Origin of the sequence: Streptococcus oralis (assembly GCF_003943385.1) — a bacterium.
GTDB lineage: Bacteria > Bacillota > Bacilli > Lactobacillales > Streptococcaceae > Streptococcus > Streptococcus oralis_CA.
Genome location: NZ_RJPI01000004.1, coordinates 1 through 13,147 on the forward strand (window position 1 = coordinate 1; position 13,147 = coordinate 13,147).

14 protein-coding genes and 3 pseudogenes are annotated in these 13,147 nt (G+C 42.3%); 9 read left to right on the forward strand and 8 right to left on the reverse strand.

The window, feature by feature from the left end:
- The 3 genes and pseudogenes from tnpA to D8803_RS04050 all read right to left on the reverse strand — a co-directional run.
- Nucleotides 1-390 (reverse strand): annotated as a pseudogene (gene tnpA / locus D8803_RS04040) (IS200/IS605 family transposase); the annotation flags it as partial.
- Between the two features lie 350 nt (nt 391-740).
- Nucleotides 741-2,285 (reverse strand): peptide chain release factor 3, encoded by a 1,545-nt coding sequence (locus tag D8803_RS04045; protein WP_131200329.1) that lies wholly within the window; start codon nt 2,283-2,285, stop codon nt 741-743.
- Nucleotides 2,286-2,427: 142 nt separating this feature from the next.
- Nucleotides 2,428-3,120 (reverse strand): TIGR02206 family membrane protein, encoded by a 693-nt coding sequence (locus D8803_RS04050; RefSeq protein WP_131200330.1) that lies wholly within the window; start codon nt 3,118-3,120, stop codon nt 2,428-2,430.
- Between the two features lie 203 nt (nt 3,121-3,323).
- Between D8803_RS04050 and gatC the strand changes: the two genes are divergently transcribed.
- The 9 genes and pseudogenes from gatC to nusB all read left to right on the forward strand — a co-directional run bounded on the left by gatC (nt 3,324) and on the right by nusB (nt 8,972).
- The gene (gene gatC / locus D8803_RS04055) at nt 3,324-3,626 is read left to right on the forward strand and encodes an Asp-tRNA(Asn)/Glu-tRNA(Gln) amidotransferase subunit GatC (protein WP_061417499.1); all 303 of its coding nucleotides are present in this window, start codon (nt 3,324-3,326) and stop codon (nt 3,624-3,626) included.
- On the forward strand, nt 3,626-5,092 hold the full coding sequence (gatA, locus tag D8803_RS04060; RefSeq protein WP_131200331.1) for an Asp-tRNA(Asn)/Glu-tRNA(Gln) amidotransferase subunit GatA: 1,467 nt from the start codon (nt 3,626-3,628) through the stop codon (nt 5,090-5,092). Before gatC ends, gatA begins: the two co-directional genes overlap by 1 nt.
- The gene (gene gatB, locus D8803_RS04065; protein WP_131200332.1) at nt 5,092-6,537 is read left to right on the forward strand and encodes an Asp-tRNA(Asn)/Glu-tRNA(Gln) amidotransferase subunit GatB; all 1,446 of its coding nucleotides are present in this window, start codon (nt 5,092-5,094) and stop codon (nt 6,535-6,537) included. Before gatA ends, gatB begins: the two co-directional genes overlap by 1 nt.
- Nucleotides 6,538-6,594: 57 nt before the next feature.
- Nucleotides 6,595-6,993, forward strand: a complete 399-nt coding sequence (locus tag D8803_RS04070; RefSeq protein ID WP_131200333.1) for a hypothetical protein — start codon at nt 6,595-6,597, stop codon at nt 6,991-6,993.
- Nucleotides 6,994-7,057: 64 nt separating this feature from the next.
- A pseudogene (locus tag D8803_RS09790) lies at nt 7,058-7,189 on the forward strand (SPFH domain-containing protein); the annotation flags it as partial.
- Nucleotides 7,164-7,457, forward strand: a pseudogene (locus D8803_RS04080) (glutamyl-tRNA amidotransferase); the annotation flags it as partial. The pseudogenes D8803_RS09790 and D8803_RS04080, both read left to right, overlap by 26 nt.
- Nucleotides 7,458-7,585: 128 nt before the next feature.
- Nucleotides 7,586-8,146 carry an elongation factor P gene (gene efp / locus D8803_RS04085; protein WP_000568642.1) on the forward strand — a complete coding sequence of 187 codons (561 nt, stop codon included), beginning with the start codon at nt 7,586-7,588 and terminating at the stop codon, nt 8,144-8,146.
- A 21-nt stretch (nt 8,147-8,167) separates the two neighbouring features.
- Complete coding sequence (locus D8803_RS04090; RefSeq protein WP_000510583.1) at nt 8,168-8,557, forward strand: Asp23/Gls24 family envelope stress response protein; 390 nt, start codon at nt 8,168-8,170, stop codon at nt 8,555-8,557.
- A complete protein-coding gene (nusB, locus tag D8803_RS04095) occupies nt 8,550-8,972 on the forward strand; it encodes a transcription antitermination factor NusB (protein WP_084925308.1) in 423 nt (140 codons plus the stop codon). Before D8803_RS04090 ends, nusB begins: the two co-directional genes overlap by 8 nt.
- 48 nt (nt 8,973-9,020) lie before the next feature.
- Here nusB and D8803_RS04100 read toward each other — a convergent pair whose 3' ends face one another.
- The 5 genes from D8803_RS04100 to accC all read right to left on the reverse strand — a co-directional run bounded on the left by D8803_RS04100 (nt 9,021) and on the right by accC (nt 13,136).
- Nucleotides 9,021-9,743 (reverse strand): CPBP family intramembrane glutamic endopeptidase, encoded by a 723-nt coding sequence (locus D8803_RS04100; RefSeq protein ID WP_131200335.1) that lies wholly within the window; start codon nt 9,741-9,743, stop codon nt 9,021-9,023.
- Nucleotides 9,744-9,761: 18 nt separating this feature from the next.
- Nucleotides 9,762-9,947, reverse strand: a complete 186-nt coding sequence (gene briC, locus D8803_RS04105) for a biofilm-regulating peptide BriC (protein WP_061417510.1) — start codon at nt 9,945-9,947, stop codon at nt 9,762-9,764.
- Nucleotides 9,948-10,102: 155 nt separating this feature from the next.
- On the reverse strand, nt 10,103-10,870 hold the full coding sequence (locus D8803_RS04110) for an acetyl-CoA carboxylase carboxyl transferase subunit alpha (protein ID WP_061417512.1): 768 nt from the start codon (nt 10,868-10,870) through the stop codon (nt 10,103-10,105).
- Nucleotides 10,867-11,733 carry an acetyl-CoA carboxylase, carboxyltransferase subunit beta gene (accD, locus tag D8803_RS04115; RefSeq protein WP_061417514.1) on the reverse strand — a complete coding sequence of 289 codons (867 nt, stop codon included), beginning with the start codon at nt 11,731-11,733 and terminating at the stop codon, nt 10,867-10,869. Before accD ends, D8803_RS04110 begins: the two co-directional genes overlap by 4 nt.
- Nucleotides 11,734-11,768: 35 nt before the next feature.
- Complete coding sequence (accC, locus tag D8803_RS04120; protein ID WP_000488663.1) at nt 11,769-13,136, reverse strand: acetyl-CoA carboxylase biotin carboxylase subunit; 1,368 nt, start codon at nt 13,134-13,136, stop codon at nt 11,769-11,771.
- Nucleotides 13,137-13,147: the final 11 nt, after the last annotated feature.

The window sequence follows — 13,147 nt, forward strand, 5'->3', positions numbered from 1 at the left end:
TTAATCTTGAATATATTTCTTAATTGTGGCTTCATTAAGTCCTACTGTACTCACATAATAACCTTCTGCCCAAAAATGCCGGTTGCCAAACTTGTACTTGAGATTAGCGTGTTTATCAAACATCATGAGTGCACTTTTACCTTTTAAATATCCCATGAAACTTGAAACACTTATCCTCGGTGGAATACTTACTAACATATGTACATGATCAGGCATCAAGTGACCTTCGATAATTTCAACACCTTTATAGCTGCACAAACGATGAAATATTTCGCCTAAACTACTTCGATATTGATTATAAATGATTTTTCGTCTATACTTAGGGGTGAACACAATGTGATATTTACACATCCACTTTGTGTGTGATAAACTATGTGCCTTTTGTGCCATATTTTCTCCTTTCGCTTTACAATTGGCTTGAACACCTTTATTGTATCGCGTTTGGAGTTTTTTTGTATAACCTTCGACGCGCACCCGCATAGCGGGTGGTTTATTTGTCTCGCACCTTACGGAGCGAGACGGACTAATAGTCACATAACTAGAAAAACCCCATAGAATTCACATACCATGATTTCTCTGGGGTTTTTAATTTACCTTTGACTTCAATTACCTTTACTATATGAAAAAATCCACGAATTGATAATATTCGTGGATTTTTCCTAGTGAAGCGTTTAGGTAGACCGCCATAGCGGTTACCGTCAAATGACAGCAACTTTATGTTGCTAGTCATTTGTAACGATTTACATCTTCTCTTCCAACTCAACATCTGGATACTTGTCGGCAAACCAGCGGAGGGCAAAGTCATTTTCGAAGAGGAAGACAGGTTGGTCGAAGCGGTCTTTTGCCAAGATATTTCGACTAGAAGACATGCGTTCATCCAAGTCCTCTGGCTTGATCCAACGAACTGTCTTCTTACCCATTGGAGTCATGACAACTTCCGCGTTGTACTCACCTTCCATACGGTGCTTGAAGACTTCAAACTGGAGTTGGCCGACAGCACCCAACATGTACTCGCCTGTTTGGTAATTCTTATAAAGTTGGATGGCTCCTTCTTGCACCAATTGTTCGATACCCTTGTGGAAGGATTTTTGTTTCATAACGTTCTTAGCAGAAACTTTCATGAAAATCTCAGGTGTAAAGGTTGGAAGGGGTTCAAATTCAAACTTGTTTTTTCCAACCGTCAAGGTGTCTCCAACCTGATAAGTACCGGTATCGTAAACCCCGATGATATCACCTGCTACGGCATTGGTCACATTCTCACGACTTTCTGCCATAAACTGGGTGACATTAGAAAGCTTGGCAGTCTTCCCAGTACGAGGCAGATTGACACTCATCCCTCGCTCAAACTCACCTGATACGATACGGACAAAGGCAATGCGGTCACGGTGACGAGGGTCCATGTTGGCTTGGATTTTAAAGACGAATCCTGAGAAATCCTTATAATAAGGATCGACAATTTCGCCGTCTGTTTTCTTGTGTCCATGTGGCTCTGGAGCAAACTTAAGGAAGGTCTCAAGGAAGGTCTGCACCCCAAAGTTAGTCAGGGCTGATCCGAAGAAGACTGGTGTTAATTCACCCGCTAAAATAGCTTCTTCTGAAAATTCATTTCCTGCTTCTTGCAACAGTTCGATGTCGTCCTTAACCTGAGCGTAGAAAGGATTGCTTCCAAAGAGCTTATCCCCTTCTTCCAGACTGGCAAAACGTTCATCTCCTTTATAAAGCTCCAAACGTTGGTTATAGAGGTCATACAAGCCTTCGAAGGCTTTCCCCATCCCGATTGGCCAGTTCATAGGATAGCTCGCAATACCCAAGACGTCTTCTAGTTCTTGCAAGAGGTCTAGCGGCTCACGTCCATCACGGTCTAGCTTGTTCATAAAGGTAAAGACTGGAATGCCACGGTGCTTCACAACCTCAAACAATTTCTTGGTTTGGGCCTCAATACCCTTGGCAGAGTCCACGACCATAACCGCAGCATCCACCGCCATCAAGGTCCGATAGGTGTCTTCTGAGAAGTCCTCATGCCCTGGTGTATCGAGGATATTCACGCGCTTGCCATCATAGTCAAACTGCATAACAGATGAAGTAACCGAAATCCCACGTTGTTTCTCGATATCCATCCAGTCAGACTTAGCAAAAGTCCCTGTTTTCTTACCTTTTACGGTACCAGCCTCACGAATCTCTCCCCCAAAATAGAGCAATTGCTCTGTAATAGTCGTTTTACCCGCGTCCGGGTGAGAGATAATGGCAAAAGTACGGCGTTTCTTGATTTCTTCTTGAATAGTCATAAGTTCTCTTTCTTTGATTTTCTATTTTAGTTGTTTCAGTAGCTAAGAATGATTTTTACATTGGATTTTACCATTCCTTTCAACTCACCATTATATCGGATTTTATGGAGTTTTTCAATTGCTCGTATGATGAAAAGGCAAGCTAGAGTACAGATTTCATCTGTTTTCTCTTTTTCCATCGTTTTTTGAACAAAATATCAAAGAAAACAAGAGCCAGTGAAAGAATGACCGACACAAGGAGGTACTTTATCCATAGAGGAGCATTCGAGATAAACGGTGTATCTCTTAAGAGACCATAATTTCCACCAGTCACCTGATTAACCCCAACTAGAAAGAAATTGAGAACGAAAGTATAGACTACGATCATATATTTCTTGAGCAGACTCTTGTCATAGTGATTCATCAAGTAAACCAAGGAATTCACTAGAAGGGCATAGTGCCCAATCAAAAATGAAAAACTGGTAATATGGGGGAAATCATAGGGGTCAAAAACGGGGTAAACCAAGGCGAAGACCGCTCCACTTGCTCCTAAGAGGGCAAAATATTGCTTGCTCCGCCATTTATCTGGTAAGAAAACTACCGCAAACATTGCTAAACGGCAATGATAAAATGGAAGGCTATTAGAAAATGGAATCCCAAAGCCAACATACCAACTATATAGGGCCAGTAACTGGAGGATCTGAATTCCCTTAAACAAGCGGACAAATTTCGGATTTTTGTGATAAGCAAGTGCCCCATAAATACAAAGCACTAAGAGAAGCATCATGATTCCGTACCAAAAAGGAGGAATGGGAGGAGGAATGGTTTGGAATCTTGTAAAAAAATTATGTAGCATATTTTCTATCCTAACTCATCTTTCGGGGAATTCTTCCTACATTAATCTCTAGTTTCACTTAATTTTTCTTTTAGTTTAACTATTATAGCGAATTAAAAGCGATTTTTCAATTTCTATTTCTTTTCAGTTTGGCTCCCTTATTTATAGGAAATTATGGTAAAATAGAACAGACTAAAAATCATCATTTCACGAAAGGATGCAAGATGAAAATTACGCAAGAAGAGGTAACACACGTTGCCAATCTTTCAAAATTAAAATTCTCTGGAGAAGAAACTGCCGCCTTTGCGACAACCTTGTCTAAAATTGTTGACATGGTTGAGTTGCTGGGCGAAGTCGACACAACTGGTATTGCACCTACTACGACCATGGCTGACCGCAAGACCGTACTCCGCCCTGATGTGGCCGAAGAAGGAACAGACCGTGACCGCCTGTTTAAAAACGTACCTGAAAAAGAAAACTACTATATCAAGGTACCAGCTATCCTAGATGATGGGGGAGATGCCTAATGACTTTTAATAACAAAACTATTGAAGACTTGCACAATCTCCTTGTCTCTAAGGAAATTTCTGCGACTGAATTGACACAAGCTACGCTTGAAGATATCAAATCTCGCGAGACAGCTATCAACGCTTTTGTCACTATTGCTGAAGAGCAAGCTCTTGCTCAAGCTAAAGCCATTGATGAAGCTGGAATTGACGCGGATAATGTCCTTTCAGGAATTCCACTGGCTGTTAAGGATAATATCTCTACAGACGGTATTCTTACAACTGCAGCCTCAAAAATGCTCTACAACTACGAGCCTATCTTTGATGCGACAGCCGTTGCCAATGCCAAAGCTAAGGGAATGATTGTTGTCGGAAAAACCAACATGGACGAGTTTGCCATGGGTGGTTCAGGTGAAACTTCACACTACGGCGCAACTAAAAATGCTTGGGACCACAGCAAGGTTCCTGGTGGTTCATCAAGTGGCTCTGTGGCAGCTGTTGCTTCTGGGCAAGTCCGCTTGTCACTTGGTTCTGATACTGGTGGTTCTATCCGCCAACCTGCTGCCTTCAACGGGATTGTTGGTCTCAAACCAACCTACGGAACAGTTTCTCGTTTCGGTCTCATTGCCTTTGGTAGCTCATTAGACCAGATTGGACCTTTTGCACCAACTGTTAAAGAAAATGCCCTCTTGCTCAATGCGATTGCTAGCGAAGATACTAAAGACTCTACTTCTGCTCCTGTCCGCATTGCTGACTTTACTTCAAAAATCGGCCAAGACATCAAGGGCATGACAATTGCTTTGCCTAAGGAATACCTTGGTGAAGGGATTGACCCTGAGGTTAAGGAAACCATTCTGAATGCAGCCAAACACTTTGAAAAACTCGGTGCCATCGTCGAAGAAGTTAGCCTTCCTCACTCCAAATACGGTGTGGCAGTTTACTACATTATCGCTTCATCAGAAGCATCCTCAAACTTGCAACGCTTTGATGGTATCCGTTACGGCTACCGCGCAGAGGATGCGACTAACCTTGATGAAATCTATGTAAACAGCCGTAGCCAAGGTTTCGGTGAAGAAGTGAAACGCCGTATCATGCTAGGTACTTTCAGTCTTTCATCAGGTTACTACGATGCCTACTATAAAAAAGCTGGTCAAGTCCGTACCCTCATCATCCAAGATTTCGAAAACGTCTTTGCGGATTACGACTTGATTTTGGGACCAACTGCTCCAAGCGTTGCCTATGACTTGGACTCACTCAACCACGACCCAGTTGCCATGTACTTGGCTGACCTTTTGACCATCCCAGTCAACTTGGCAGGTCTCCCAGGAATTTCAATTCCTGCTGGATTTGCTCAAGGTCTACCAGTCGGTCTCCAATTGATCGGTCCTAAGTACTCTGAGGAAACCATTTACCAAGCTGCTGCTGCTTTTGAAGCAACAACAGACTACCACAAACAACAACCCTTGATTTTTGGAGGTGACAACTAATGAACTTTGAAACAGTCATCGGACTTGAAGTCCACGTAGAACTCAACACCAATTCAAAAATCTTCTCACCTACTTCTGCCCACTTTGGAAATGACCAAAATGCCAACACCAACGTGATTGACTGGTCTTTCCCTGGCGTACTACCAGTTCTCAATAAAGGGGTTGTCGATGCTGGTATCAAGGCAGCTCTTGCCCTCAACATGGACATCCACAAAAAGATGCACTTTGACCGCAAAAACTACTTCTATCCTGATAATCCCAAAGCCTATCAAATTTCTCAGTTTGATGAGCCAATCGGCTATAACGGCTGGATTGAAGTGGAACTAGAAGACGGTACGACCAAGAAAATCGGTATCGAACGCGCCCACCTAGAAGAAGACGCTGGTAAAAACACCCACGGTACAGATGGCTATTCTTATGTCGACCTCAACCGTCAAGGGGTGCCATTGATTGAGATTGTATCTGAAGCCGACATGCGTTCCCCAGAAGAAGCCTATGCCTATCTAACAGCCCTCAAGGAAGTCATCCAGTACGCTGGCATTTCTGACGTTAAGATGGAAGAAGGTTCGATGCGTGTGGATGCCAACATCTCCCTTCGTCCTTATGGTCAAGAAAAATTCGGTACCAAGACTGAGTTGAAAAACCTCAACTCCTTCTCTAACGTCCGTAAGGGGCTTGAATACGAAGTCCAACGCCAGGCTGAAATCCTTCGTTCAGGTGGTCAAATTCGTCAAGAAACACGCCGTTACGATGAAGCTAACAAAGCAACCATCCTCATGCGTGTTAAGGAAGGTGCTGCAGACTACCGCTACTTCCCAGAACCAGACCTACCACTCTTTGAAATCTCAGATGTGTGGATTGAGGAAATGCGCACTGAATTGCCAGAGTTTCCAAAAGAACGGCGTGCTCGCTACGTATCTGACCTTGGCTTGTCAGACTACGATGCTAGCCAGTTGACTGCAAACAAAGTCACTTCTGACTTCTTTGAAAAAGCTGTTGCCCTCGGTGGCGATGCCAAACAAGTCTCTAACTGGCTCCAAGGCGAAGTCGCTCAGTTCTTGAATGCTGAAGGAAAAACACTAGAACAAATCGAATTGACACCAGAAAACTTGGTTGAAATGATTGCCATCATCGAAGATGGTACTATCTCTTCTAAGATCGCCAAGAAAGTCTTTGTCCATCTGGCTAAAAATGGCGGTGGCGCGCGTGAATACGTGGAAAAAGCTGGCTTGGTGCAAATCTCTGATCCAAATATTCTGATTCCAATCATCCACCAAGTCTTTGCGGATAACGAAGCTGCCGTTGCCGACTTCAAATCAGGCAAACGAAACGCAGACAAGGCCTTCACAGGATTCCTTATGAAGGCAACCAAAGGCCAAGCCAATCCACAAGTCGCCCTTAAACTCCTTGCACAAGAATTGGCGAAGTTGAAAGAAAGTGAGTAATTTACTCTTTATACACTTTTTTCTACTTTTAAAACGAGAATGAGACAAGGAGAATAAATGAACAAATTTTTACGATTGCTATTTGTCTTAGTCATCATCGCTATGTTAGGCGCTTCTATACTACAAATTTTCTTTCCATCGTACATGGGAAGCCACTCCGGGTACGGAATATCTGCTGGTTGGCAACGAGAAATTGGAATATGGAATTTAGCTGTATCGATTATTATTCTCGCTGTCAATATTAAATACGATTGGTTCTATCTACGAATCGCACTTCTTGCTCTCATTATTGGCGGAATTGGAATAGGAACAAATCACTTACTCAATTATATGGAGTATCACTCTCCTGTAAATGCTATCGGTGCTTTTGAAAATTACTTGCTAGCAATAGGGTGGATTGTAGGATGGCTCATCGAGCGCCATTCCATAAAGAAGCTAAATGCTAGCAAATCTTAGATGATTTTTAAAGAGTATCAAATAATTTAATAATTATTCGAGTTTTAAAATCCACCTTTTCAATAGCCTCAATGACAATCAAGACATCTTTAACGAACTCGCTAAACGAGAGGTCAACAAGGTTTGGACAGGTCTCTACGGGATTGAAGCAACCAATATCTTTCTTAAAGACCTCAGCTACTACCAAGAAAGTCTTTGTCCACCTAGCTAAAAATGGCGGTGGCGCGCGTGAATACGTGGAAAAAGCGGGCTTGGTGCAAATCTCAGATCCAGACGTGTTAATTCCAATCATCCACCAAGTCTTTGCAGATAACGAAGCTGCCGTTGCCGACTTCAAGTCAGGTAAACGCAACGCAGACAAGGCCTTCACAGGCTTCCTCATGAAGGCAACCAAAGGCCAAGCCAACCCACAAGTTGCCCTTAAACTACTCGCCCAAGAATTGGCGAAGTTGAAAGAAAACTAGACAGAACAAAACCAGCCCTAAGGTTGGTTTTTTCTTCTCTACCAACTCCCAATAACTATTTTGGCTTTATTTCCAGAGTATTTTATGGTAAAATGAAGAGTAATAATATTTATTAAAGAGGTAAAAACATGATTGAAGCAAGTAAATTAAAAGCTGGTATGACCTTTGAAACAGCTGACGGAAAATTGATCCGCGTTTTGGAAGCTAGCCACCACAAACCAGGTAAAGGAAACACAATCATGCGTATGAAATTGCGTGATGTCCGTACTGGTTCTACATTTGACACAAGCTACCGTCCAGAGGAAAAATTTGAACAAGCCATCATCGAGACTGTCCCAGCTCAATACTTGTACAAAATGGATGACACAGCCTACTTCATGAATACAGAAACTTACGACCAATACGAAATCCCTGTAGTCAACGTTGAAAACGAGTTGCTTTACATCCTTGAAAACTCAGAAGTGAAGATCCAATTCTACGGAACTGAAGTAATCGGTGTTACCGTTCCTACTACTGTTGAATTGACAGTTGCAGAAACTCAACCATCTATCAAAGGTGCTACTGTTACAGGTTCTGGTAAGCCAGCAACGATGGAAACTGGACTTGTCGTAAACGTTCCAGACTTCATCGAAGCAGGACAAAAACTCGTTATCAACACTGCAGAAGGAACTTACGTTTCTCGTGCCTAATCTCTAGAAAGAGGTCATTCTATGGGAATTGAAGAACAACTTGGCGAAATCGTTATCGCCCCACGTGTACTTGAAAAAATCATTGCTATTGCTACAGCAAAAGTAGAGGGTGTTCACTCTTTTTCAAACAAATCAGTATCTGACACCCTTTCAAAACTTTCGCTCGGCCGCGGTGTTTATCTTAAAAACGTGGACGAAGAACTCACAGCTGATATCTACCTCTACCTTGAGTACGGAGTAAAAGTTCCTAAGGTAGCTGTTGCTATCCAAAAAGCTGTCAAAGATGCAGTCCGCAATATGGCTGATGTAGAACTCGCTGCTATCAATATCCACGTTGCAGGTATCGTTCCAGATAAAACACCAAAACCAGACTTGAAAGACTTGTTTGATGAGGACTTCCTCAATGACTAGTCCACTATTAGAATCTAGACGTGAGCTCCGTAAATGCGCTTTTCAAGCTCTCATGAGCCTTGAGTTTGATACAGACGTCGAAACTGCTTGTCGTTTCGCCTACACACACGATCGTGAAGATACAGATGTGCAACTTCCAACCTTTTTGACAGATCTCGTTTCTGGTGTTCAAGCTAAAAAAGACGAACTAGACAAGCAAATCACACAGCATTTAAAAGCAGGTTGGACCATCGAGCGTTTAACACTCGTGGAGAGAAACCTCCTTCGCTTGGGAGTTTTTGAAATCACTTCATTTGACACCCCTCAGTTGGTTGCTGTTAATGAAGCTATCGAGCTTGCAAAGGACTTCTCAGATCAAAAATCTGCCCGTTTTATCAATGGACTGCTCAGCCAGTTTGTAACAGAAGAACAGTAAATAGAAAAAGTGTTTGACAAATATCAAACACTTTTTTCTTTGCCTCCACTATCTAAAAAAATGATAATAGATATAATTGTAAACAAAAATCCAGATAGGTTTTGCATGGTTGAGAAAGTTGAAAAAACTATGGCAGAGAATGGTCAATCGAAGATTGTCTGTAGAACGATAGACAAGAGCGAAAAAGAGACCAATCAAACTATAATATAATAAACTAATTGGGTCTCTGTGAGATAGTATCAAATGACTAAGCCCAAAGATAAGGCCTGATAAGATGACATCTAAATAGCACTTTGACTTAGGAAAGAAGGTGTTCATAAAATACCCACGATCAAACGTCTCTTCCAAAATAGGACCAATAACGACTGTTAAGATAAAACTAAGAACTGTAGATAAAAAAGTTGGTTGTCCATTTGAAAGAATCACCGCAAAATAGACATCATGAATATTCCTAGCATTAATCAAATGAGCATAGCGTGTCCAAAAATTACCGAGAATCTGATGAACCACATAACATGCAAACAAGTAAAAGATAGTTGACCAGTTCCAGCTCTTTTTCTCAAAGATAAAGAGCATCTTTTGCTTTTTTAACCACCAAATTAATAAAAGGAAACTTCCTACTAATCCTATTGTTAAAATAAGGGAATAGACATCAGCACCTAACCCTAAAATGATTGCCACATACAATCCAATTGTTTGTGGTAAATAGGTAGATAGTAAAATAATAAGCAAAAATATTCCAAATTGTCTTAGTTTCTTTGTGTTTCTCATCGTACTTTTTTTGAAAGGTTATCCTGCTCGGAAGCCGTACTTCCAAGCATCTCTATAAGAATTAAGTGCCTCTTGCCCCATATAGGAAGAAAATTCTCTATAATATAACCGCCTACCATAACCATCTTCCCAAACAGCAAGACCATCTGAAACTTGGTCTAAGTCTTCTGACGAAAGAACTGTAAATGTTTCTGTACCTGTCATTGCAAGTACCTTCTTAAAATATTGTTGTAGGCTCACATCTACAGTATACTTCTTTTTTATCTATTTTATTAGTCTTCTCCTCAACTATCAATTTTTCAACCTGAATGGCATTTTCTATAAAAAAATGAGACCTTTCTAGTCTCATTTAGTCATTCTTAGTATTTTCTAAAGCGTTGGTAACGTTCTTCGATAAGTTGGTCGAGTGGTAGTTCTTTCAACCTATCTAGTTCTGCACGCAATTCATTTTTAACGCAACCTAGCAGTTCTTTACTTGACAACCCTGCCTCTGAGATTACCTTGTCTACGATTCCCATTTCTAGGAGTTCATGTGAAGTGATTTTCATCAATTCCGCTGCTTCCATAGCACGACTTCCATCCTTCCAAAGGATAGAGGCAAATCCTTCAGGGCTAAGTACTGCGTAGATTGAGTTTTCTAACATCCAGACACGGTTAGCTACTGCTAGAGCTAGGGCCCCGCCAGATCCACCTTCACCGATAATAATCGCGATGATTGGAACCTTGAGGTCACTCATTTCCATCAGGTTTCGGGCGATTGCTTCACCTTGTCCACGTTCCTCTGCTCCAACACCTGGGTAAGCACCCGCCGTATTGATAAAGGTCACAACTGGACGACCAAACTTTTCTGCCTGTTTCATCAGGCGAAGAGCCTTGCGATAGCCTTCTGGATGAGGTTGCCCAAAATTTCGTTTGAGGTTGTCATGAAGACTTTTTCCCTTTTGGATACCAACGACAGTTACTGCCTGTTCGCCTAACCAGCCAATTCCACCGATAACCGCACCATCATCGCGGAAAGAGCGATCTCCATGCAATTCGATAAACTCGTCAAAAATTCCATTGGCAAAATCAAGGGCTGTCAAGCGACTCTGCTCGCGTGCCTCTCTGACTATTTTTGCAATATTCATCCGCGACTTCCTCCATGCAATCTCACTAATTTAGCAATTGTTTCAGGCAATTCTCTCCGTTTAACAATTACATCAACAAATCCATGTTCAAGCAGAAATTCTGCCTTTTGGAAGTCATCCGGCAAGGTCTCACGAACTGTATTTTCGATAACACGACGCCCAGCAAAACCAACCAAAGTCTGTGGCTCCGCTAGGATAATATCACCTTCCATAGCAAAAGAAGCAGTCACCCCACCTGTTGTCGGATCGGTTAAAATAGTTAGGTAAAAAAGTCCTGCCTTGGAATGACGTTGAACTGCTGCAGAAATTTTAGCCATCTGCATCAAGCTCATGATTCCTTCTTGCATACGGGCTCCACCAGAAGCTGTGAAGAGAACGACTGGCAAGTTTTCTACCGTCGCATACTCAAACAAGCGCGTGATTTTTTCACCCACAACGGTTCCCATAGAAGCCATGATAAAGTTTGAATCCATGATCCCAAGGGCAACTTTTTGTCCCTTGATACTAGCTGTACCAGTTAGTACTGCTTCATCCAAACCTGTCTTTTCACGCATTGTTGCAAGTTTTTTCTGGTAGCCAGGAAAGTTTAATGGATCTTGAGTTTCAATACCTGTAAACATCTCCACAAAGCTACCAGAATCAATCGTCAAATCCAAGCGTTCCTGAGCTGAAATACGGAAAGTATAGCTACAATGGGGACAAATTCGTTCACTCCCAAGATCCTTTTGGTAGATGATATGTTTACATCCAGGACACTTGGAAAAGAGTTCATCAGGAACCTCAGGCTTGGCTTGTGGTTTCTGCCTTACGGAACGGTTAGGATTGATCCGAATATACTTATCCTTTTTACTAAATAGAGCCATAACTCCCCCTTTTAGTTCTCATACTGTTTGAAAGTCTATTCTTTTTCTTGGTATTTTGGCAAGAAAGTTTCCATCAAGAAGGAAGTATCGTAGTCACCAGCGATAACTCGGCGGTCTGAAATCAGATCCAACTGGAAGTCTGCATTGGTTTGCACACCTTCTATATCAAGTTCATAAAGTGCCCGTTGCATCTTCATAAGAGCATCAAAACGATTCTCCCCATGAACAATGATTTTAGCAATCATACTATCATAGTAAGGGGGAATGGTATAACCTGGATAAACTGCTGAGTCCACGCGCAAGCCAACTCCACCACTTGGTAGATAGAGATTGGTAATTTTCCCTGGGCTTGGAGCAAAGTTAAATGCTGGATTTTCCGCATTGATCCGACATTCGATAGCATGACCTCGTAGGACAATATCTTCTTGTTTGAAAGGTAAAGGTTGCCCTGCAGCAATGCGAATCTGCTCTTTCACGATATCAACACCTGAAACAAACTCTGTGACTGGGTGTTCAACTTGCACACGAGTATTCATTTCCATGAAGTAGAAATTGCCACTCGCTTCATCGAGAAGAAATTCAATCGTCCCTGCATTTTCATAGCCAACAGACTCTGCTGCACGAACGGCTGCAGCACCAATTTCATGACGAAGGGTTTTGCCAATCGCAATGGATGGGCTTTCTTCTAAGACTTTTTGGTTATTCCGTTGGAGTGAACAGTCCCGTTCACCAAGATGGACAACATGACCCTCTTGATCTGCAAGAATCTGAACTTCGATATGACGAGCTGGATAAATCACACGCTCAAGATACATAGCGCCATTTCCAAAGTTGGCCTTGGCTTCACTAGATGCTGTCTCAAAGGCTGCGACCAAGTCTTCCGCCTTTTCAACCTTACGAATCCCTTTTCCACCACCACCTGCCGATGCCTTAAGCATGACTGGGTAGCCAATTTTTTCTGCAACTGCAAGTGCCTCTTCAGCTGTGTGAACTTCACCATCAGATCCTGGGATAACTGGAACCCCAGCCTTGATCATTTGCTCACGCGCATTGATCTTATCCCCCATGGTATCCATTACAGCCCCAGAAGGACCGATAAACTTAATCCCCACTTCATCACACATCGTGGCAAACTTGGAATTTTCGCTAAGAAAACCAAAACCTGGGTGGATGGCTTCTGCTTCTGTCAAGACTGCAGCAGATAAAATAGCATTGATATTGAGATAAGACTCTGTCGCCTTACCAGGTCCGATACAGATAGCTTCATCCGCTAGAAGTGTGTGAAGAGCTTCCTTATCAGCAGTTGAATAAACTGCTACGGTCGCAATGCCCAATTCACGCGCAGCTCGAATAATGCGAACCGCAATCTCACCACGGTTGGCAATCAAAATTTTACGAAACATGGAGAACCTCC